Origin of the sequence: Aeromicrobium sp. Leaf245, from assembly GCF_942548115.1 — a bacterium.
Taxonomy (GTDB): domain Bacteria; phylum Actinomycetota; class Actinomycetes; order Propionibacteriales; family Nocardioidaceae; genus Aeromicrobium.
Window position 1 is genome coordinate 1,318,154 of the sequence record NZ_OW824151.1, and the last position, 20,545, is coordinate 1,338,698.

A 20,545-nucleotide genomic window follows, 5' to 3' on the forward strand; every position below is an offset into this window, starting at 1 on the left:
CCGTCCGTGCGGGTGTGCGTGCCGGTGGAACACTGGGGCGGTGACCGAGAAGCTGCGCCTCATGCACGTGCACGCGCACCCCGACGACGAGTCGAGCAAGGGTGCCGCCTCCACCGCCAAGTACGTCGCCGAAGGGGTCGACGTGCACGTCGTCACGTGCACCGGGGGTGAGCGCGGGAGCATCCTCAACCCGCAGTTCCAGCACCCGGGCATCGAGGACAACCCCGAGCTGATCACCGAGATCCGTCGCGAGGAGATGGACCGCGCCCGCGAGATCCTCGGCGTCACCCAGGACTGGCTCGGCTTCGTCGACTCCGGCTGGCCCGAGGGCGACCCCAAGCCGCCGCTGCCCGAGGGGTGCTTCGGCCTGGTCCCGGTGGAGGAGGGCGCGATCCCGCTCGTGCGCCTCATCCGCTCGTTCAAGCCGCAGGTCCTCACCACGTACGACGAGAACGGCGGCTACCCGCACCCCGACCACATCATGTGCCACCAGGTCAGCGTCCTCGCCTACGAGAAGGCGGCCGACCCCGACTGGCACCCCGAGCTGGGCGAGGCCTGGCAGGTCAGCAAGCTCTACTACCACCTCGGCTGGAACTTCAAGAAGCTCGAGGCGATCTCCGCGGCCGTCGAGCGGCACGGCCTGGAGAACCCCTACGCCGAGCGCATGGAGAAGTGGGAGCGCAAGCCCGAGGACGAGGCCCGGCTCACCACCCGGGTGGAGTGCGCCGAGTACTTCGACGTCCGCGACGCCGCGCTGCTCGCCCACGCCACCCAGATCGACCCCGACGGCTGGTTCTTCTCCATCCCCAACGAGGTCCAGGCCGAGGCGTGGCCCACCGAGGACTACCAGCTGGTCGACTCCAAGGTCGAGACGTCGCTGCCCGAGGACGACCTCTTCGCCGGTCTGCGCTGACCCGGCCGACCGGCGGACCCCGGAACCGCAGGCGTAGGCTGGGGCCATGGGTGAGCTCCTGACGATCCTGGTCACGGCCGAGAGGCCGCGTGGCCTCGACCCGAACATCGTGCGTCCCGGCTGGCTCGCGCTCGGCATCGTCGCCGCCCTCGCGGTGGCCGTGTTCTTCCTGGCCAAGTCCTTCGCGAAGCACACCAAGAAGGCCGCCCAGCCCTGGGAGGGCGACCAGGCCGACGACGTCACGACGTCGACCAACCCCAGCGGCGCGCACGACGACCGCGACTGAGCCGAGCAGCTGGTCAAGACGGCAGTGCGCCGGGACCTGGTCGTGAACGTCGCCACCGGGCCCGACCTCGTCGGACGAGGCGCGCCAGGAGCACGAGCATCGCGATCCCGGCGACCAGCAGCACCGCGGTGAGCGTGAACGCCAGCCACGGGTTGGCGAGCAGCAGTGCCACGACGCCCAGGACGGTGACGTCCTCGCCGACACTGACCCCGATGTTGGTGAACGGCTCCGGGGAGGCGTTGACCGCGAGGCGCGTGCCGGCCTTCACCAGGTGGCTGGCCAGCGCGCTGCCGCCGCTGATCGTGCCGTAGACGGCCTCGCTGGCGCCCGCGTCGCCCGCCACGAGGACGCCGAGGGCCGCGCCCACGGTGGGGCGCAGCACGGTGGAGACGACGTCCCAGGTGGAGTCGAGGTACGGGATCTTGTCGACGACGAGCTCGATCGCGAAGAGCAGGCCTGCCGCCACGAGCACGTCGCGCCGGGCCAGCTGGTCGGGGATCTGCTCGAACCCGCCGAGCCGGTCGGCCAGCCCGAGCGTCAGGACGACGAGGTAGGCGTTCACCCCGCTCGCCCAGCCCGTCGAGAACGCGATGGCCACCAGGTTCATGGCGCCAGTGTGGCCGATGAGGGGCGTTCCCGGCGGACCGACGAGCGGCCCGGGACCGGGCTGGCATGGTGGAGGGGTGCCGAACCGACTCAGCGCAGCGACCAGCCCGTACCTGCTCCAGCACGCCGACAACCCCGTCGACTGGTGGGAGTGGGGCGACGAGGCGCTCGCGCTCGCGCAGTCGCTCGACCGGCCGATCCTGCTGAGCGTCGGGTACGCCGCGTGCCACTGGTGCCACGTGATGGCGCACGAGTCGTTCGAGGACCCCACCACCGCGCAGTTCATGAACGACCACTTCGTCAACGTCAAGGTCGACCGCGAGGAGCGGCCCGACGTCGACGCGGTCTACATGCGCGCCACGCAGGCGATGACCGGCCAGGGCGGATGGCCCATGACCGTCGTGCTCGCGCCGACGGGCGAGCCGTTCTTCGCCGGTACGTACTTCCCGCCCGAGCCGCGGCAGGGGCAGCCGGCGTTCACGCAGATCCTGCAGGCGCTCGCCGACGCCTGGCAGAACCGCCGTGACGAGGTGACGAAGGTCGGTGCCGACGTCCTCGAGCACCTGCGCGACGTGGTGGACGCGGGCGGCTCCGCGCTCGACGCCGAGGCGCTGGACGTGGCGCAGACGGTGCTGTCGGGCCAGCACGACGACGAGGCCGGCGGCTACGCCGGAAGCCCCAAGTTCCCGCCGTCGATGGTCCTCGAGGCGTGCCTGCGGCACTGGGCGCGCACGGACACGGAACGCTCCCTCGAGATGGTCCGCACCACCTGCGACGCGATGGCGCGCGGCGGGATGTACGACCAGCTGTCCGGTGGCTTCGCCCGCTACGGCGTCGACCGCTACTGGCAGGTGCCGCACTTCGAGAAGATGCTCTACGACAACGCCCAGCTGCTGCGGGTCTACCTGCACTGGTGGCGGGCCGAGCTGGCGACCGGAGACGTCGCGCGGCAGGCCTTCGCACGGCGCGTCGCCACCGAGACGGCGGAGTTCCTGCTGGCCGAGCTGGCCACGCCGGAGGGCGGGTTCGCGTCGGCCCTCGACGCCGACAGCGCCGACCCGCGCGGCGAGGTCCACGAGGGCGCGTTCTACGCGTGGAACCCCAACCAGCTGATGCGGCTGCTCGGCGTCTCCGACGGGGCGTGGGCGGCGCAGCTGCTGGGCGTCACCGGCCCGGGCACGTTCGAGCGTGGGTTCTCGACGTTGCAGCTGCGCGAGGACCCCGACGACCCCGAGCGGTGGGCGTCGGTGCGCGCGACGCTCCTGGCGGCTCGTTCCGAGCGCACCCGACCCGCACGTGACGACAAGGTCGTGGCCGCCTGGAACGCCCTGGCGGTCATCGCCCTCGCCGAGGCGGGGGTGCTGCTGGAGGAGCCGCGGTTCACCGACGCCGCCGTGCGCGCTGCCACGCTGCTCGCCGAGGTGCACCTGCGCGACGGCGGCCGCGTGCTGCGGGCGTCGCGCGACGGCGTGGCAGGGGTCCACGACGGTGTCCTGGAGGATCACGCCACGGTGGCCGAGGCGTTCGTCGCGGTGCTCGGCGTGACCGGCGACGCGGTGTGGCTCGAGCGTGCCCGGGCCGTGCTCGAGCGCGTGCTCGACCACTTCGCGGCATCCGACGGCGACGACTTCTTCGACACCGCGGACGACGCGTCCGACCTGGTGGTCCGTCCGCAGGACGCGTCGGACAACGCGTACCCGTCGGGCACGTCGGCCGCCGCGCACGCGTTCGTCGCCGCCGCGGCCGTGACCGCCGACCCGCGCTACCGCGAGGCCGCCGAGCGCGCGGTGCGCTCGGCCGCGCAGCTGGGGGAGAAGCTGCCGCGCTTCGCCGGGTGGACCCTCGCCGCCGCCGAGGCCCTGGTGGCCGGGCCCGACGAGATCGCCGTGGTCGGACCCGACGCGGACTCACGCGCGGGGATGCATCGAGCCGCCCTGCTGCGCACGTCGCCGGCCGTCGTCGTCGCGGCCGCGTCGGCCGATCCTGCCGTGCCGCTGCTCGCCGACCGGGTGGCCGTCGACGGTCGCGCCACCGCCTACGTCTGCCGAGACCACGTCTGCGCGTTGCCGGTCACCGACCACGCCCTGCTCTGAACCGGCCCCGCATCGGTGGATCCTCAACCGCAGCAGCGTCGCTGACGTTGACGATCCACCGATGGTGGGTCAGATGTTGAGGATCCACCGATGGGGGGAGGGTGGGGTCAGGCGGGGCCGACGGAGGTGACGGTGAGGACGGCCTCGCCGGCGGCGTCGCTGGCGTCGAGGTCGACGGTGGCGGAGATGCCCCAGTCGCGGTGGCCCTCCGGGTCCTCGAAGGTCTGGCGCACGTGCCACGTCCTCCCCTGGACCTGCAGGTCGATGAAGGCCGGGCCACGGGCCGACGGGCCGGTGCCGAGGTGGTCGTACTCCTCGCGGTAGGCCGCCATGGCCTCGCGCCACGCCTCGGCGTCCCAGCCGTCCTCGCCGTCCATCTCGCCCAGCGCGTCCCACCGGCCCAGCGCAGCCAGCTCCACCCGACGGAACATCGCGTTGCGCACCAGCACCCTGAACGCGCGCTCGTTGGTGGTGACCGGGCGGATCGTCTCCTCGCCGTCGGCCACGGCCTGCGCCCGGTCCAGGCTCGCCGGGTCGGCCGGGTTCACCAGCTTCTCCCACTCGTCGAGCAGGCTCGAGTCGGTCTGGCGCACCAGCTCGCCCAGCCAGGCCGTCAGGTCGGTCAGCTCCTCCGTGCGCGCCGACGCCGGCACCGTCCGCTCCAGCGCCTTGTACGCGTCGGACAGGTACCGCAGCACCATGCCCTCCGAGCGCGCGAGCCCGTAGTCCGAGACCAGCTCGGAGAACGTCATGGCCCGCTCGGCCATCTCGCGCACCACCGACTTCGGGCGGAGCTCGTGGTCGCGCACCCACGGGTGTCCCTGGGTGTACGTCTCGTAGGCCGCCTCCAGCAGGTCGCGCAGCGGCTTCGGGTGCTCTACCTCGTCGAGCAGCTCCATCCGCTCGTCGTACTCGATGCCGTCGGCCTTCATCTGCGCCACCGCCTCGCCCCGCGCGCGGAACACCTGGGCGGAGATGATCGGCCGCGGGTCCTCCAACGTCGCCTCGACGACCGACACGACGTCGAGGTGGTACTCCGGGGACTCCACGTCGAGCAGCTCGAGCGTGGCGATCGCGAACGGCGACAGCGGCTGGTTGAGGGCGAAGTCGCGCTGCAGGTCGATGGTCAGGACCAGGGTGCGACCCTCCGCGTCGGGTGGGTCGAGCCTCTCGACCACCCCGCCTGCCACGAGGGCCTCGACGATGTCGCGCACCCGGGTCTGCAGCCGCTCGACGTCCTCGGGACGGACCACGCTCTCCTCGATCAGCCGGTCGAGCGCGGCGATCGCGTCGCCGGGACGCTGCGCGACGTCGAGGACCATCGCGTGGGTGACCTGCATGCGCGGCACGAGCGGCTCCGGCGTGCCGTTCACGAGCTTGTCGAACACGGCCTCGTTCCACGAGACGTGGCCCTCGGGCGCCTTCTTGCGCTGCACCTTGCGGAGCTTCTTCGGGTCGTCGCCTGCCTTGGCGATCGCCTTCGCGTTCTCGATGTCGTGCTCCGGCGCCAGGACCACCACGTGCCCGACGGTGTCGTAGCCGGCCCGACCCGCCCGCCCGGCGATCTGCGCGAACTCGCGCACCTGCAGCTGGCGCTGGCGACGCCCGTCGTACTTGGTGAGCCCGCTGAACAGCACGGTCCGGATGGGCACGTTGATGCCGACGCCCAGCGTGTCGGTGCCGCACACGACCTTGAGCAGACCCTGCTGCGCCAGCCGTTCCACCAGACGGCGGTAGCGCGGAAGCATGCCCGCGTGGTGCACGCCGATGCCCATGCGGACCAGGCGCGACAGCGTCTTGCCGAACGCCGACGTGAACCGGAAGCCACCGATGGCCTCCGCGATCAGGTCGCGCTCGGCCCGCGACGCCAGCGCGACGCTGCTGAGCGCCTGCGCCCGTTCCAGCGCCGACGCCTGCGTGAAGTGCACGATGTAGACGGGGGACTGGCCGGTCTCCACCAGCTCGGTCACGACCTCCTGCACCGGCGACGTGACGTACTCCGTGACCAGCGGCACCGGCCGTTCGGTCGACGCCACGAGCGCGGTCTCGCGACCCGTGCGCCGGACCAGGTCCTCGCGCAGCGTCGTGGTGTCGCCCAGCGTGGCCGACATGAGCAGCACCTGCGCCCGTGGCAGCTCCACGAGCGGCACCTGCCACGCCCAGCCGCGGTCGGGGTCGGCGTAGAAGTGGAACTCGTCCATCACCACCAGGCCGACGTCGGCGGCGCTGCCCTCGCGCAGGGCGAGGTTGGCCAGCACCTCGGCCGTGGCCACGACCACCGGCGCGTCGGGGTTCACCGACGCGTCGCCGGTGAGCATGCCCACGTTCTCGGCGCCGAAGACGTCGCACAGGTCGAAGAACTTCTCGCTCACCAGCGCCTTGATGGGTGCGGTGTACACGGCGCACTCGTCGCGGGCCAGGGCGCCGGCGATGGCGGCGGTGGCCACCAGGCTCTTGCCCGAGCCGGTGGGCGTCGCGAGCACCACGTTCGAGCCCGAGAGCAGCTCGAGCACCGCCTCCTCCTGCGCTGGGTACAGCGTGATGCCGCGTCCCTCGACCCAAGCGCCGAACGCGTCGAAGACGTCGTCCGGCGAGGCCCCGTCGGGAACCGACAGCCCCGGGCTCACCGCTGCTGGTAGGCGAGCAGGCTGACGCCGATGTAGTGGACGATGAACGCCGCGATCGTCAGCGTGTGGAACACCTCGTGGAAGCCGTACCAGCGCGGGAACGGGTCGGGCCACTTGAAGCCGTAGACGAGCGCGCCGATCGTGTAGAGCCCGCCACCGATGACCATGAGCGCGAGCACCGCGGTGGAGGCGTTCTCCTCGAACTCGCTCCAGTACAGGACCGCCGCCCAGCCGAGCAGGATGTACAGCGGCACGTAGATCCACCGCGGGGCGCCGACCCAGAAGACGCGGAACGCCACGCCGGCCAAGGCGCCACCCCACACGAGCGACAGCATGATCGTCGCTTCCTTCGTGTCGAGCAGCAGCAGGCTGAACGGCGTGTAGGACCCGGCGATCAGCAAGAAGATGTTGGCGTGGTCGAGCCGCTTCCAGACCACGCGAGCCTCGTCGGACCACGTGCGGGTGTGGTACAGCGCGCTCGTGCCGAACAGGAGCAGCGCCGAGACCATGAAGACGGCCACGCCGGCGCGCACGACGACGTCGTCGGCGATGACCAGCATGACGAGGAACGAGAAGAAGCTCAGGGGCGCCGTGGCAGCGTGCAGCCACCCGCGCAGCTTCGGCTTGAGCTCGACGAGGTTGTCGCGGATGCGGTCGGTGACCTCGTCGGTCGACGAGTCGTGATCGGTCCGGGACATGGGGGACAGAGTAGCCCTCCCGACCTGACCGACCGGGTGTGGTGGGATGAGGATCATGGGGCTCAGCCACGTCGCCTACGGCGTCTACGAGCGCCGACTGCTCAAGCACCTGGATCCGTCCCGGATGCCGCGGCACGTCGGCGCCATCGTCGACGGGAACCGGCGCTGGGCCAAGGACGCCCGGATGGACCTCGAGCAGGGATACCGCGCGGGTGCGGCGAAGGTCGACGAGTTCCTCGACTGGTGCCACGAGCTCGGCGTCGGGACCGTCACCTTCTGGGTGCTCTCCACCGACAACCTGCAGCGACCCGATGCCGAGCTGACCAGCATCCTCGACGCCGTCGAGGCGCTCGTGGGGCGTCTGGCCGACGACGGCCGCTGGCACGTGCGGCTCATCGGCAACCTGCAGCTGCTGCCGGACGACTCGTCGGCGCGCCTGCAGCGCGCGGCCGCCGCATCGCCCGACACGGACGGGATCATGCAGGTCAACGTGTGCGTGGGGTACGGCGGACGCCAGGAGCTGACCGACGCGATGCGCGCCCTGCTGCTGGCCGAGGCCGCCAAGGGTCGCTCCCTCGAGGAGGTCGCCTCGACGCTCGAGGTCGACCACATCGCCGACCACCTGTACACGAAGGGCCAGCCCGACCCCGACCTCGTCATCCGCACCTCGGGGGAGCAGCGCCTCTCGGGCTTCCTGCTGTGGCAGAGCGTGCACAGCGAGTTCTACTTCTCCGACGTGCTGTGGCCCGCGTTCCGCCGCGTCGACCTGCTGCGTGCCATGCGCTCCTACGCCGCGCGTGAGCGTCGCTTCGGGGCCTGAGGCGTCGCCTTCCGCTACGACTGCTCCTTCCCGGACGGGCGTTCGCTCGCTGCTGCGTCGCTGCGGTTCCCGAGCGGGGTGGTCTTCGAAAGGGCCTCGACCGGACGGTGGGTCTCGGCCCGGTTGGGTCTGCGGGGTGCGGCTGGGATCTCGCCTGCGGCTGCGTCGCTGTGGCTGCGCGTCGGGGTGGTCTCCGAAAGGCCTCGACCGGAGCAGGGGGTCTTGGCTCGGGTGGGTCTGCGGGGCGTGGCCACGATTCTCCATTTGAGTGGGATCCACGCACGATGCTTCCTTCGCGTGGACCGTGCCTCGCGAAGCAAGCATCGTGGCGACGAGATGGCGCCCGGGAGGGCAGGGATTCTCCCTTCTCGTGGACCGTCACACGCAAAGGAAGAATCCCTGCCCACCCGCCGCGCACCGAGGCTCGCGGACGCAGGATTCTGCCTTCGCGCGCGGAAGCCCGAACGATGCTGCGTTGATGACGGGATCCGAACACGAAGGCAGCATCCTTCGCCCCCTCACGCACGAACGCAGAACCTTGCGTCCCCCGACCCGCGCTCCGAGAACCCACCCGAGCCCAGACCCCGCCGCCGGTCGAGGCCCTTTCGGAGCGCACGTCGACTCGCAGCCACAGCGACGCAGCCGCAAGGCACGACCCACCCGGAGCAGCGCAGCAGCAGGTCGAGGCCCAGCCGGAGCAGCACAGCACCACACGAGCCCCCGGCCGACGCAGCGCAGCGCTGCAGCGCGAGGGCCTCGCAGAGTTCATCTGGGCGTTACACGCACACCCGCGTGTCGCCACGCCCGGGGGCGGGGGCGGACGTACGTTGCGAGGGTGTTGATGCTCGCCCCGGAGCCCAGCCGCCCCACCCCCACCGAGTAGGGAAGGGCCGGCGCAGGGGCGCGCGGGTTCTTCGCAGGGAGTCAGACATGACTGTCAAGAAGAGCGTGTCCGCCGCGAACGAGTCGGCCGAGGTCGACGCCGACGTCCGCACCTACGTCCTCGACACCAGCGTCCTGCTGGCCGACCCCGGTGCGGTCACCCGCTTCCACGAGCACGAGGTCGTCATCCCCGTCGTGGTGATCACCGAGCTCGAGGGCAAGCGGCACCACCCCGAGCTCGGCTACTTCGCCCGGACGGCCCTGCGCTTCCTCGACGACCTGCGCGTCAAGCACGGCATGCTCGACGTCCCCCTGCCCATCGGCGACGAGGGCGGCAGCATCCGGGTGGAGCTCAACCACACCAACCCCGAGGCGCTGCCCGCCGGGTTCCGGCTCGGCGACAACGACACCCGCATCCTCGCCGTGGCGAAGAACCTGGCCGACGAGGGGCGTGACGTCACCCTCGTGTCCAAGGACCTGCCGATGCGCGTCAAGGCGTCGGCCGTCGGGCTGGCGGCCGAGGAGTACCGCGCCGAGCTGGCCCTGGAGTCCGGGTGGACCGGCATGCGCGAGGTCGAGGTCGACGCCGTCGACCTCGACACGCTCTACGAGGACGGCAGCCTCGACGTGGCGCTCCTCGACGACGAGACCGTCCGCGACCTGCCCTGCCACACCGGCCTGGTCCTGCTCTCGGACAAGGGCAGCGGACTCGGCCGGGTGACGGCGGACAAGCGCGTGCAGCTGATCCGGGGCGACCGCGACGCCTTCGGCCTGCACGGCCGCTCGGCCGAGCAGCGGATCGCGCTCGACCTGCTCCTCGACCCCGACATCGGCATCGTCTCGCTCGGTGGCCGCGCCGGCACCGGCAAGTCCGCCCTCGCGATCTGCGCCGGCCTCGAAGCCACGATGGAGCGTCGCCAGCACAAGAAGGTCGTCGTCTTCCGTCCGCTCTACGCCGTCGGCGGCCAGGAGCTCGGCTACCTGCCCGGCAGCTCCGACGAGAAGATGGGCCCCTGGGCGCAGGCGGTCTTCGACACCCTCGGCGCGGTGGCGTCGCCGCACGTCGTCGACGAGATCGTCGATCGCGGCATGCTCGAGGTGCTGCCCCTGACCCACATCCGCGGACGCTCGCTGCACGACGCGTTCGTGATCGTCGACGAGGCGCAGTCGCTCGAGCGCAACGTGCTGCTCACGGTGCTCTCGCGCATCGGCGCCAACTCCAAGGTGGTGCTCACCCACGACGTCGCCCAGCGCGACAACCTGCGGGTCGGCCGGCACGACGGCGTGGTGGCCGTCGTCGAGAAGCTCAAGGGGCACCCCCTGTTCGCGCACATCACGCTCACCCGTTCGGAGCGGTCGCCGGTCGCGGCGCTCGTCACCGAGATGCTGGAGGACGTGGGCGTCTGAGCGACGCCGGCCGGGTCGTCCGACGGCCCGGTCGCGAGGGGCGTGCCGCGCGGCGAACACCGTCCGGCACGCCCCCTGCTGTGGCAGAGTGACCCCGTGACGAGGAGGGGAGTGTCCGCGGCGTTCGTCGCTGCCGTGATGCTGCTCGTCGCCGCCTGCACCGGCCCCGCGGAGGAGCCCGGGCCGACGACGCTGAGCTGGTACGTCGGGCCCGAACGCGCCGACGTCGAGTCCCTCGCGGAGTCGTGCTCCGACGCCTCGGGCGGGCGGTACCGCATCGAGGTCGAGCGACTTCCCGACGACGTCGAGGACCGGCACGCCGAGCTGGTGCGGCGGCTGCTGGCCCGTGACGACTCGATCGACCTGTTCAGCATGGACATGGCCTGGAGTGCCGAGCTGGCCGCCGCGCAGGTGCTCGCCCCGGTGCCCGAGGACCTCAAGCAGCCCTTCGCCCAGGACGTGGTGCCCGCCGCGCTCGAGGCCACCACGGTCGACGGCCTGCTGGTGGCCGCACCGTGGACGTTCGACCCGTGGCTGCTGTGGTGGCGGGGCAACGCCGCCGAGCGGGCCGGGCTCGACACGACCAAGCCGATCACGTGGGACGACCTGCTGGCGGGCGCGGAGCTGAGCGGCCGTCAGGTGCTCGTGGACGACCCCGACGGCGAAGGTCTCGCCGCGTGGCTCAACGCCCTCGTCGTCGGCGCCGGCGGCACGCTGCTGGAGGGTGAGGGCCGCTCGCCCGACGTCGGACTCGACTCCGCCGCGGGCGAGGAGGCCGCTGGCATCGTCGAGTACCTCGCGGAGGCCCGCCTCGGCGGAGACCCGACCGCCGAGGCCGGTGCGGGCCTGGCCCGACGCGGCGGGTTCGTCGTGGCGCCCAGCTCGTTCGTCTCCGACCCCGACGTCGCCACCGTGGCGGGCGACCTGCAGTGGGCGCCGTACCCGCAGGTGGCCGACACCCCCGCGGCCCCCGCCACGGGGGCGGCGCTCGCCGTGCCGCTCTACGCGCCGAGCACGTCGCTCTCGTACGAGGCGGTCTCCTGCCTGACGTCGGCCGACTCGCTCGCGGCCCTCATGACCGGCTCCGGGCACAGCGCGGCGCGCGCCACGACCTACGACGCGCAGGACGTGGTGGCCGGCTACCCGCTGGCCGACGTCACCCGACCCGCCCTCGAGACGGCGCTGGCGCTGCCCCGGACGCCGTACTGGATGCGGGTCAGGGCGGCGCTCGAGAAGACCTGGACCCCGTTGTCGGCGGTCGGGTCCTCCACCCCGGACCTCTCGCAGAAGGCCGTGCGGTCCGCCGTCGCGGGAGGTCTGCCGTGAGCACCGACCGTCCCGGCCCCGACGCCGAGCAGCCCGTCGACACCGACCCCCGCACCGCCGCCGACGATGCGGTCGGTGACGTGGTGCAGGACGACGCGGACGAGCCCGAGGGCCACGACCTCGAGCCGATCGGAGCACCGCCCAGTCGCCGTCGCCGTCGTCGACGTCAGGGCGCCGTGCCGCCCGGCCGTCGACGCTCGGGCTGGCCGATGCTCGCGCCGTCGCTCGTGGTGCTGCTGGGCCTGACGCTGTGGCCGCTGGGACTCGCGGTCTGGTCGTCGTTGCGGCGCTCCTCCCTGACGGTCCGGGACGACACGTTCGTGGGGCTCGACAACCTGACCGGACTCCTCGGCGACCGCCAGTGGTGGGTCGCCGTCTCGGTCACCCTGCTGCTCGTGGCGTCCGCCGTCCTGCTGCAGCTGCTGCTCGGCTCGATCGTCGCCGCCGCCGTCCGACGGCTCGCCGTCCCGGCTGCGGTCGTGGCCGTCCTCCTGCTCGTCCCGTTCGCGGTGCTGCCGGTGCTCTCGGCGACGATCTGGCGTGACGCGCTGACCACCGGTGTCGGACCGGCCTGGTTCGGCTACGACGGCGGCGCCACCGCGGCGTCGGCGCTGGCCGTCGTGGGCTCGGAGGTGTGGCGGGGGACCGGCATCACGGCGCTCATCCTGCTGGTCGGCCTCTCGCGCGTCGACCGCGTGCTGCTCGACTCCGCGATCGCCGACGGAGCGACGTGGTGGCAGCGGCTGCGTCGGGTCACCTGGCCCGCGGCCGGTCCTGCCGTGGCCGTCGCCGTGCTCTACCGCTCGCTCGACGCCCTGCGCGCCCTCGAGGGCCCGCTGCTGGCCGACCCGAGGGACGGGCTGCGTACCGTGCCCGTGCTGTTGTGGGACACCACGTTCGGGGCGTTCGAGGTCGGGCTCGCATCGGCCGTCGCCGTCCTGCTCCTGCTGCTCGCCGCTCTCGTGGCCGGCGCCCTCGTCGCCGTCCTCCGGCCCGGGAGGAACGCATGAGACCCACCGTCCGCTCACGCCTCTGGGCCGCCGGCACCGCCTTCGTGGCCGGCTTCGTCATCGCCAACGTCGGGATCCTGCTCATCACCGGGGCGGACCGCTGGCTGTGGCTCGCCACCGCCGTGGTGCTGATGATCACCGGCGCCGTCGGCGTGCTCGTGGCCGACACCGGACGGCGACTCTCGCTCTGGGCGGTCCTCGGCTTCGAGCTGTTCGTCGTGGCCACCCTTGCGCCGCTGTGGTGGACGTTCGCCGTCGCGCTCACCCCCGCCGACACGACGGCCGACTCGCTCCTGCCGGCCGACCCCCGGTGGTCGGTGTTCGGCGACGTGCTGGGGGCCGGGGTCCTGCGTGACGCCGCGCTCACCAGCGTCGCCGCCGCCACCGTCGCCACCGCGGTGGCCATGCTGCTCGCCGTCCCGGCCGCCTACGCCCTCACCCGACGTCGGGTGCGGGGAGGTCGGGTCGTGGTGGTCTCCTTCGTGGCCGTGCTGCTTGCGCCGCTGGTCGCCCTCGCCGGACCGTGGTCCGTGACGGCGGCCGACCTGGGTGTGCTCGGCTCGCGCTGGAGCGTGGCGCCCGTCCTGCTGCTCGTGGCGCTGCCGCTGGCGGTCTGGCTGAGCATCCCCGTGCTGCGCGACGCGCCGTGGTCGCTGCGCGACTCGATCCGCAGCGACGGCGCCACCCGGCGCCAGGAGCTGCGTGCCTTCGTGGTGCCCGTGCTGGCGCCCGACCTGCTCGTCGTCGCGGCCCTCGTGTGGGTGGTCGCTGCGCAGGACGCCGTCCTGGGCGCGGCGCTCGGGCCCACCGACGACTCCCGCACGTTGCCGGCGACACTGCTGCTCGGCTCGGTCGAGCCGTCCCAGGCTGCCGCCATCGGGCTGCTGTGGCTGCTGCCCGTGCTCGCCCTCGTCGCGATCGCACCCCGTCGCGTCCGTCGCCTAATCGGAAGGGACCACCGATGACCTCCATGGAGCTGCGAGGCGTCCACCTGGACGCCCCCGACGGGACGACCGTGCTCGACGGGCTCGACCTCGTCGTCCCCGAGGGCAGCACGACGGTGCTGTGCGGACCGGCCGGTGCCGGCAAGTCGGCCGTCCTGCGGGTCCTGGTGGGCCTGGAGGAGCACACGGAGGGCGACGTGCTCCTCGACGACATCGTCGTCAACGCGGTCGGCCCCCGGGCCCGCGACCTCGCCCTGGTGCTGCAGGACTACGTGCTGCACCCCCACCTCGACGTGCACGACAACCTGGCCTTCGCGACCCGTCTGCGCCGCGGTCACGACAAGGTCGAGCTGGCCGAGCGGATCGACGAGGTGGCGGCCTTCCTGGCGCTGGACTCCATGCTCGACGCGAAGCCGGCCGACCTGGAGCCGGCCCAGCGCCAGCGGGTGGCGATCGGCCGGGCGCTCGTGCGCGACGCCCTCGGCTACCTGTTCGACGACCCGTTCAGCGCCCAGGCCGACCGCGTGCGCACGCACGTGCGGTCGGTGACCACCCAGTGGCAGCGCGACGAGCAGCGCACGTCGCTGTTCACCACCTCGCGCGCCGACGAGGCCCTCACCATGGCCGACCGCGTGGCCGTCATGCACCGCGGCACCGTCCACCAGACCGGCACGCCCGACGAGGTCTACGCCGATCCCGACGACCTCTTCGTGGCCGCGTTCCTCGGCCAGCCGCCCATGAACCTGCTGCCGGCCACGGTCGGCGACACGCACGTGGAGACGCCCGTGGCCTCCGTGCCGCTCGACGACGCCCTGCGGGCCGCGATCGGCGAGCGCGCCACCGTCATCGTCGGCATCCGACCCGAGCACTGCCAGGAGCCCTCGACCGATCCTGCCCCCGCTGCGGCGTCGGCGGGCGAGCCCCTCACGGCCGGCGCCATCGCCGCGCAGGCCGAGGCGGGTCGACAGGTGACGGTGGCCGGTCGCGTCGACGACGCGGAGTGGCGCGGCGGCACCCAGCTCGTGTACGTGGGCTACGACCTCGACGAGGAGGTCGAGGTGATGCTCGAGGAGATCGAGGACCGGCTCGACTTCGACCTGTTCCAGAACTTCTTCGTGGCCGAGCTGCCCTCGACCGACCGCCGTTCCGCCGGCCAGGACGTGCGGTTCGTGGTGCCGCGCGAGCGCGTGCTGCTGTTCGACGTCGAGACCGGCGCCCGGCTCCGTACGTCGTGACCGACCACGACGTCAACCGTCGGGAGCCGGCGCTCGACGGACCGGAGGCCTCGGCGGCGCCGGGGGGTGGGGGTGCCTCGGTGCGTGGCCTGTCGCCGGGCGGCTGGGTGCTGCCCGTCCTGTGGGCCCTCGGGTGCACCGCGGCCTACGCTGCCCTCTCCCTGCTGCGGTTCCGCCGGTTCGAGCCGACGTCGTGGGACAACGCGATCTTCGAGCAGGCGGTGCGGGGCTACGCCGGCCTGGGCTGGCCGATCGTCGACATCAAGGGGCCGGGCTTCAACGTCCTGGGCGACCACTTCTCGCCGATCACCGCGCTGCTGGCGCCCTTCTACGCCGTGTTCCCGTCGGCGCAGACGCTGCTCGTGGGGCAGGCGCTGCTGCTCGGCGTCTCGGTGCTGGTGGTCGGCAGGCTGGCGTCGCGCCACGTCGGGCCGTGGGCGGCAGGGGCCCTCACCGTGGCCTACGGGCTGTCCTTCGGCGTGTCCGCGGCGGTCAGGTCGGACTTCCACGAGGTCGCGTTCGGGGCTCCGCTCCTGGCGCTCGCGGGAGCCGCCTACGTGGACCGTCGGTGGCGGGCCGTGGTCGGGTGGTCGCTGCCGCTCCTGCTCGTCAAGGAGGACATGGGGGCCACCGTCCTCATGATCGGCCTCGTGCTGATGCTGGCGGGGGAGCGCCGCCGAGGCACGCTCCTCGCGGCCGTCGGCGTGGTGGGTGCGGCCCTCGTGGTGCTCGTGGTGCTGCCGTCGGTGAACCCCGGCGGCGTGTACGACTACGCGTCCAGCGTCGGCGGCGACCGTGGCGTGCTCGCCACGCTGCTCGACGAGCCGGGCAGGAAGGCCTGGACCGTGGTGCTCACGCTCGCGGTCACCGGCTTCGCGGCGCTCGGGTCGCCGTGGGTGCTGCTGGTGCTGCCCACGTTCGCGTGGCGCTTCGTCGGCGACAACCCGTTCTACTGGGGCACCGACTGGCACTACTCGCTGCTGCTCATGACCATCGTCGTCGTCGCGGCGATCGACACCATGCGTCGGATCCCCGTCACGCGTTGGCTCGCCCTGCCGGCCCTCGCGTTCACGGCGGTGATGCTGCCGTCGACGGCCCTGTGGGCGCTCACCGAGCCGCAGACCTACGAGGTCCCGCCTCGGGCCGAGGTGGCCCAGCGGGTCGTCGACCTGGTGCCCGACGGCGCCTCGGTGGTGACCGACATCGGTCTCATCACCCACCTCGCGACCGACCGCGACGTGTACTGGCTGGGCACGGTCGGGAACGGCCCGATGCCCGCCGGCGACCCGCAGTACGTGCTGCTCGACCAGCTGGCCGGCGTCGGCTCGCCGCCGGACGCCCGCACCTACGCCGAGGAGACCTTCGGCGGCTCCTGGGTCACCGTCTGGGACGCCGACGGCTACCAGCTGGCCCGACGCGACTGACCTGCAGTCGCTCGACGCCGAGAAGACGTGGGCTCACTGGACGACCCGAGATGACCGCCGTCAGGGGTGGGTCATGCTCATGACGTCGAGGGCGGCGTCGAGGTCGGCCTCGGAGAGGTCGCCACGCTCGACGTAGCCCTCCTCCAGCACGACCTCGCGGATCGTCTTGCGCTCCTTGACCGCCTTCTTGGCCACGGCCGCAGCGTTCTCGTAGCCGATGTGGCGGTTGAGGGGCGTGACCACCGAGGGGCTCGACTCGGCGAGCTCGAGGCACCGCTCGACGTTGGCCGTGATGCCGTCGACGCAGCGGTCGGCAAGGACGTGCGAGGTGTTGCCCAGCAGCCGGATCGACTCCAGGACGTTGCGGCCGATGACCGGCAGCTGCACGTTCAGCTCGAACGACCCCGACGCGCCCGCGTACGTGATCGTCGCGTCGTTGCCGATGACCTGCGCGCACACCATGAGCGTGGCCTCGGGCAGCACCGGGTTGACCTTGCCGGGCATGATGCTCGACCCGGGCTGCAGGTCCGGCAGGTTGATCTCGCCGAGACCCGTGCGGGGTCCGGAGCCCATCCAGCGCAGGTCGTTGCAGATCTTGGTGAGGCTGACGGCGACGGTGCGCAGCGCCCCGGACAGCTCGACGATCCCGTCGCGGGCGCCCTGGGCCTCGAAGTGGTCGGTGGCCTCGGTGATCGGCAGGCCCGTGTCGGCCGCGAGCAGCTCGATGACCCGCTGCGGGAACCCGACCGGGGTGTTGATGCCCGTGCCGACGGCGGTGCCGCCCAGAGGGACCTCGGCGGCCGACGGCAGGGCGCGCTCGATGCGGGCGATGCCCTTGCGCACCTGGGCCGCGTACCCGGCGAACTCCTGGCCGAGGGTCACGGGGGTGGCGTCCATCAGGTGCGTGCGGCCGGACTTCACGACCTCGGCGAACTCGTCGGCCTTGCGCTCCAGGGCCTGTGCGAGGTGGTCGAGGTCGGGCAGCAGCTCGCTGACCGTGGAGGCCGTGGCCGCCACGTGGATCGACGTCGGGAACACGTCGTTGCTCGACTGCGACGCGTTGACGTGGTCGTTCGGGTGCACGTCCTTGCCGAGCAAGCGCGTGGCGAGGGTGGCGATGACCTCGTTGGTGTTCATGTTGCTCGACGTGCCCGACCCGGTCTGGAACACGTCGATCGGGAACTGGGTGTCGTGGGCGCCCGTGGCGACCTCGGCCGCGGCGGCGACGATCGCCTCGGCGACGTCGGCGTCGAGGATGCCCAGCTCGGCGTTGGCCTTCGCGCAGGCGCCCTTGATCTGGGCCAGGGCCTTGATCTGGGCCGGCTCGATCGGGGTGCCGGAGATCGGGAAGTTCTCGACGGCGCGCTGGGTCTGCGCACGCCAGAGGGCGTCGGCGGGCACCTTCACCTCGCCCATGGTGTCGTGCTCGATGCGCCAGGTCGTGTCGGTCTCGGTCATGCGACCACGCTAGCGCGGGCCCGTCGGACGGCTACTCGGCGGAGCGGACGCGCAGCCCGGTGACCGGCACGGTGACGGCACCGGACGGGTCGGTGAAGAAGTCGTTGCCCTTGTCGTCGACCACGATGAACGCCGGGAAGTCCTCGACCTCGATCTTCCAGACCGCCTCCATGCCCAGCTCGGGGTACTCCAGCACCTCCTGGCTGCGGATGCAGTCCTGGGCCAGACGGGCGGCCGGGCCACCGATGGAGCCCAGGTAGAAGCCGCCGAACGCGTCGCACGCCTCGGTGACCTGCTTGCTGCGGTTGCCCTTGGCGAGCATGACCAGGGAGCCACCGGCCTCCTGGAAGCGGCGCACGTAGGAGTCCATGCGGCCGGCCGTCGTGGGACCGAACGACCCGGACGCCATGCCCTCGGGCGTCTTGGCCGGTCCGGCGTAGTAGACGGGGTGGTCCTTCATGTACTGCGGCATCGGCTTCCCGGCGTCGAGCAGCTCGGCGATCTTGGCGTGCGCGATGTCGCGAGCCACGACGAGCGGACCGGTGAGCGACAGCCGCGTCTTGACGGGGTACTGCGACAGCTGCGCGCGGATCTCGTCCATCGGTCGCGTGAGGTCGACTTGCACGACCTCGCCGCCGCTGATGTCCTCGGCCACGCCGGCGTCGGGCATGTACTGCGCCGGGTCGGTCTCGAGCTGCTCGAGGAACACGCCCTCGGGGGTGATCTTGGCGCGGGCCTGGCGGTCGGCCGAGCAGGACACGGCGATGGCCACGGGGCAGGAGGCGCCGTGGCGGGGCAGGCGCACGACGCGGACGTCGTGGCAGAAGTACTTGCCGCCGAACTGGGCGCCGATGCCGAACGACTGCGTCAGCTCGAAGACCTGCTGCTCCAGCTCGACGTCGCGGAAGCCGTGCGCGCTCATCGAGCCCTCGGTGGGCAGCTCGTCGAGGTAGTGCGCCGAGGCGTACTTGGCGGTCTTGAGCGCGAACTCCGCCGACGTGCCGCCGATGACGACCGCCAGGTGGTACGGCGGACAGGCGGCGGTGCCGAGGCTCTTGATCTTCTCGTCGAGGAACTCCAGCAGCCGCGTGGGGTTCAGGATCGCCTTCGTCTCCTGGTACAGGAACGACTTGTTGGCCGACCCGCCGCCCTTGGCCATGAACAGGAACGAGTACTCGGGAGTGGGCTTGGTGCCGGGCGTGGAGTACAGCTCGATCTGCGCCGGCAGGTTGGTGCCGGTGTTCTTCTCCTCGTACGTGGTGAGGGGAGCGAGCTGGCTGTACCGCAGGTTGAGCGTCGTGTAGGCGTCGTGCACGCCCCGGCTGATGGCCTCGGCGTCGTCGGCACCGGTGAGGACGCCCTCGGACTTCTTGCCCATGACGATCGCGGTGCCGGTGTCCTGGCACATGGGCAGCACGCCGCCGGCCGAGATGTTGACGTTCTTCAGCAGGTCGAGCGCCACGAACCGGTCGTTGCCGGAGGCCTCCGGGTCGTCGATGATGCGCCGCAGCTGGGCGAGGTGCGCGGGCCGCAGGTAGTGGCTGATGTCGTGCATCGCCTCCGCGGTGAGCCGGCGGATCGCCTCGGGCTCCACGTGCAGGAAGGTGCGGGTGCTGCCGTCCGGCAGGGTGACCTCGGACGTCGAGACGCCCTCGGTGGTGACGAGACGGTAGGGCGTCTCGTCGGGCCCGGTCGGGAGCAGGTCGGAGTAGAGGAAGTCTGCGGCTGCCACGGGGCGACCATAGCGTTCCAGGTCAGCGGGCGTGGCCGGTGAGGACCCAGTAGTGCTCGGCGCGGCCCTGCAGGTCGACGGGCACGGCGACGGCGCGGACGTCGTCGAGCACCTCGGCGAGCCGCTCGCGCAAGGGCTCGGAGTCGGCCATCGACCACACGGCGAGCGTCCCGCCCGGCCTCAGCGCACGGGCGCACGCACGCACCCCGGTGGAGTCGTAGACGGCCGCGTTGGCGTCGTGCACGAGGAAGTCCGGTCCGTTGTCGACGTCGAGGAGCACGGCGTCGAGCGACGCCGCGGGCTGGGCCGCGACGACGTCGAGCACGTCGCCGACCACCACGGTGCAGCGCGGGTCGTCGAGCACCTCGGGACCGGCGCCGGCTCCGTCGCGCACCGCACGGATGACGCCGTCGTGCAGCTCCGCCACCACCAGCCGCTCGACCCGTCGACCATCCTCGGCCTCGAGCAGCGCACGGGCGGTGAACCCGAGCCCCAGGCCCCCGACGAGCACGTCGCGGGCCCCGAGATCGAGCGCGTGATCCGCGAGCAGCCGCTCGGAGGAGGTCTCGACGTCGTCCATCACGAAGACGCCGTTGACGCGCAGCTCGGTGGCGCCGTCGGCACGCGTCCGCACCACCACCTCGTCGTCCACGTCGGCCAGCCTAGGACGGTCGTCGTGGGCGGGGGTGTCGGTGGTCGGGGCTAGCGTCGCGCCATGACGCACACCCACCACGGCATCGACTACGTCGAGCTCCCGGCACCGGACCTGCAGGCCGCGAAGGCCTTCTACGGCGCGGCCTTCGGCTGGTCCTTCACCGACTACGGCCCGGCAGACGACCCCGCCTACGTCGGCATCCAGGCGCTCGACGGCGAGGGTGAGGTCGGCGGCCTCGACCCGGCCGGGACCCCGGGGACGAGCGGCCCGCTCGTGCAGCTGTGGTCGGCCGACCTCGAGGCCACGCGCCAGGCGGTCCTCGACGCCGGCGGCTCGGTGGTCGACGACATCTTCGCCTTCCCCGGTGGGCGGCGGTTCCACTTCACCGATCCCGCGGGCAATCGGCTCGGGGTGTGGGCCGAGTCCTGA

General features: G+C 72.3%; 17 protein-coding genes. 11 read left to right on the forward strand and 6 right to left on the reverse strand.

The window, feature by feature from the left end:
• Positions 1-40: 40 nt before the first annotated feature.
• Together mca and NBW76_RS06560 are read left to right on the forward strand one after the other, a co-directional pair.
• On the forward strand, positions 41-913 hold the full coding sequence (gene mca, locus NBW76_RS06555) for a mycothiol conjugate amidase Mca (protein ID WP_055964668.1): 873 nt from the start codon (positions 41-43) through the stop codon (positions 911-913).
• A 46-nt stretch (positions 914-959) separates the two neighbouring features.
• On the forward strand, positions 960-1,199 hold the full coding sequence (locus NBW76_RS06560; RefSeq protein ID WP_056553279.1) for a hypothetical protein: 240 nt from the start codon (positions 960-962) through the stop codon (positions 1,197-1,199).
• Between the two features lie 13 nt (positions 1,200-1,212).
• Here NBW76_RS06560 and NBW76_RS06565 read toward each other — a convergent pair whose 3' ends face one another.
• Positions 1,213-1,806 (reverse strand): DUF4126 domain-containing protein, encoded by a 594-nt coding sequence (locus tag NBW76_RS06565; protein ID WP_056553275.1) that lies wholly within the window; start codon positions 1,804-1,806, stop codon positions 1,213-1,215.
• A 76-nt stretch (positions 1,807-1,882) separates the two neighbouring features.
• Between NBW76_RS06565 and NBW76_RS06570 the strand changes: the two genes are divergently transcribed.
• Positions 1,883-3,898: a thioredoxin domain-containing protein gene (locus NBW76_RS06570; protein ID WP_056553273.1), complete on the forward strand. Its 2,016-nt coding sequence runs from the start codon at positions 1,883-1,885 to the stop codon at positions 3,896-3,898.
• Positions 3,899-4,005: 107 nt separating this feature from the next.
• On the opposite strand, the gene NBW76_RS06575 is transcribed toward NBW76_RS06570, so the two are convergent.
• Positions 4,006-6,525 carry an RNA helicase gene (locus tag NBW76_RS06575; RefSeq protein ID WP_056553270.1) on the reverse strand — a complete coding sequence of 840 codons (2,520 nt, stop codon included), beginning with the start codon at positions 6,523-6,525 and terminating at the stop codon, positions 4,006-4,008.
• The gene (locus NBW76_RS06580) at positions 6,522-7,223 is read right to left on the reverse strand and encodes a hemolysin III family protein (protein WP_055964684.1); all 702 of its coding nucleotides are present in this window, start codon (positions 7,221-7,223) and stop codon (positions 6,522-6,524) included. The genes NBW76_RS06575 and NBW76_RS06580 overlap by 4 nt, the downstream gene beginning before the upstream one ends.
• Before the next feature lie 55 nt (positions 7,224-7,278).
• Between NBW76_RS06580 and NBW76_RS06585 the strand changes: the two genes are divergently transcribed.
• The 7 genes from NBW76_RS06585 (at position 7,279) to NBW76_RS06615 (ending at position 16,271) form a co-directional block, all read left to right on the forward strand.
• Entirely contained in the window at positions 7,279-8,043 is a 765-nt protein-coding gene (locus tag NBW76_RS06585) for an isoprenyl transferase (protein ID WP_056553267.1), read from the forward strand.
• 930 nt (positions 8,044-8,973) lie between these two features.
• Positions 8,974-10,332 carry a PhoH family protein gene (locus tag NBW76_RS06590; protein ID WP_056553264.1) on the forward strand — a complete coding sequence of 453 codons (1,359 nt, stop codon included), beginning with the start codon at positions 8,974-8,976 and terminating at the stop codon, positions 10,330-10,332.
• 96 nt (positions 10,333-10,428) lie between these two features.
• A complete protein-coding gene (locus NBW76_RS06595; RefSeq protein ID WP_156364711.1) occupies positions 10,429-11,658 on the forward strand; it encodes an extracellular solute-binding protein in 1,230 nt (409 codons plus the stop codon).
• Complete coding sequence (locus tag NBW76_RS06600; protein WP_056553257.1) at positions 11,655-12,668, forward strand: carbohydrate ABC transporter permease; 1,014 nt, start codon at positions 11,655-11,657, stop codon at positions 12,666-12,668. The genes NBW76_RS06595 and NBW76_RS06600 overlap by 4 nt, the downstream gene beginning before the upstream one ends.
• Positions 12,665-13,633, forward strand: a complete 969-nt coding sequence (locus NBW76_RS06605) for a hypothetical protein (RefSeq protein WP_056553254.1) — start codon at positions 12,665-12,667, stop codon at positions 13,631-13,633. Before NBW76_RS06600 ends, NBW76_RS06605 begins: the two co-directional genes overlap by 4 nt.
• A complete protein-coding gene (locus tag NBW76_RS06610) occupies positions 13,630-14,847 on the forward strand; it encodes an ABC transporter ATP-binding protein (protein ID WP_082481735.1) in 1,218 nt (405 codons plus the stop codon). Before NBW76_RS06605 ends, NBW76_RS06610 begins: the two co-directional genes overlap by 4 nt.
• Positions 14,844-16,271, forward strand: coding sequence for a DUF2079 domain-containing protein (locus NBW76_RS06615; protein ID WP_056553251.1), 1,428 nt, complete (start codon positions 14,844-14,846; stop codon positions 16,269-16,271). Before NBW76_RS06610 ends, NBW76_RS06615 begins: the two co-directional genes overlap by 4 nt.
• 60 nt (positions 16,272-16,331) lie before the next feature.
• On the opposite strand, the gene NBW76_RS06620 is transcribed toward NBW76_RS06615, so the two are convergent.
• The 3 genes from NBW76_RS06620 to NBW76_RS06630 are packed head-to-tail and all read right to left on the reverse strand — an operon-like array spanning position 16,332 to position 20,113.
• Positions 16,332-17,729: an aspartate ammonia-lyase gene (locus NBW76_RS06620; RefSeq protein WP_056553248.1), complete on the reverse strand. Its 1,398-nt coding sequence runs from the start codon at positions 17,727-17,729 to the stop codon at positions 16,332-16,334.
• Positions 17,730-17,760: 31 nt separating this feature from the next.
• Complete coding sequence (locus tag NBW76_RS06625) at positions 17,761-19,461, reverse strand: fumarate hydratase (RefSeq protein WP_056580271.1); 1,701 nt, start codon at positions 19,459-19,461, stop codon at positions 17,761-17,763.
• 22 nt (positions 19,462-19,483) lie between these two features.
• The gene (locus NBW76_RS06630; protein ID WP_082481732.1) at positions 19,484-20,113 is read right to left on the reverse strand and encodes a hypothetical protein; all 630 of its coding nucleotides are present in this window, start codon (positions 20,111-20,113) and stop codon (positions 19,484-19,486) included.
• Positions 20,114-20,176: 63 nt separating this feature from the next.
• Between NBW76_RS06630 and NBW76_RS06635 the strand changes: the two genes are divergently transcribed.
• Positions 20,177-20,545, forward strand: a complete 369-nt coding sequence (locus NBW76_RS06635) for a VOC family protein (protein WP_056553243.1) — start codon at positions 20,177-20,179, stop codon at positions 20,543-20,545.

Bases quoted from the DNA above. Each gene is read 5' to 3' on its own strand.
- NBW76_RS06560 (WP_056553279.1), top strand. From the start codon at position 960: ATGGGTGAGCTCCTGACGATCCTGGTCACGGCCGAGAGGCCGCGTGGC.
- NBW76_RS06565 (WP_056553275.1), bottom strand. From the start codon at position 1,806: ATGAACCTGGTGGCCATCGCGTTCTCGACGGGCTGGGCGAGCGGGGTG.
- NBW76_RS06580 (WP_055964684.1), bottom strand. From the start codon at position 7,223: ATGTCCCGGACCGATCACGACTCGTCGACCGACGAGGTCACCGACCGC.
- NBW76_RS06585 (WP_056553267.1), top strand. From the start codon at position 7,279: ATGGGGCTCAGCCACGTCGCCTACGGCGTCTACGAGCGCCGACTGCTC.
- NBW76_RS06590 (WP_056553264.1), top strand. From the start codon at position 8,974: ATGACTGTCAAGAAGAGCGTGTCCGCCGCGAACGAGTCGGCCGAGGTC.
- NBW76_RS06605 (WP_056553254.1), top strand. From the start codon at position 12,665: ATGAGACCCACCGTCCGCTCACGCCTCTGGGCCGCCGGCACCGCCTTC.
- NBW76_RS06610 (WP_082481735.1), top strand. From the start codon at position 13,630: ATGACCTCCATGGAGCTGCGAGGCGTCCACCTGGACGCCCCCGACGGG.
- NBW76_RS06620 (WP_056553248.1), bottom strand. From the start codon at position 17,729: ATGACCGAGACCGACACGACCTGGCGCATCGAGCACGACACCATGGGC.
- NBW76_RS06635 (WP_056553243.1), top strand. From the start codon at position 20,177: ATGACGCACACCCACCACGGCATCGACTACGTCGAGCTCCCGGCACCG.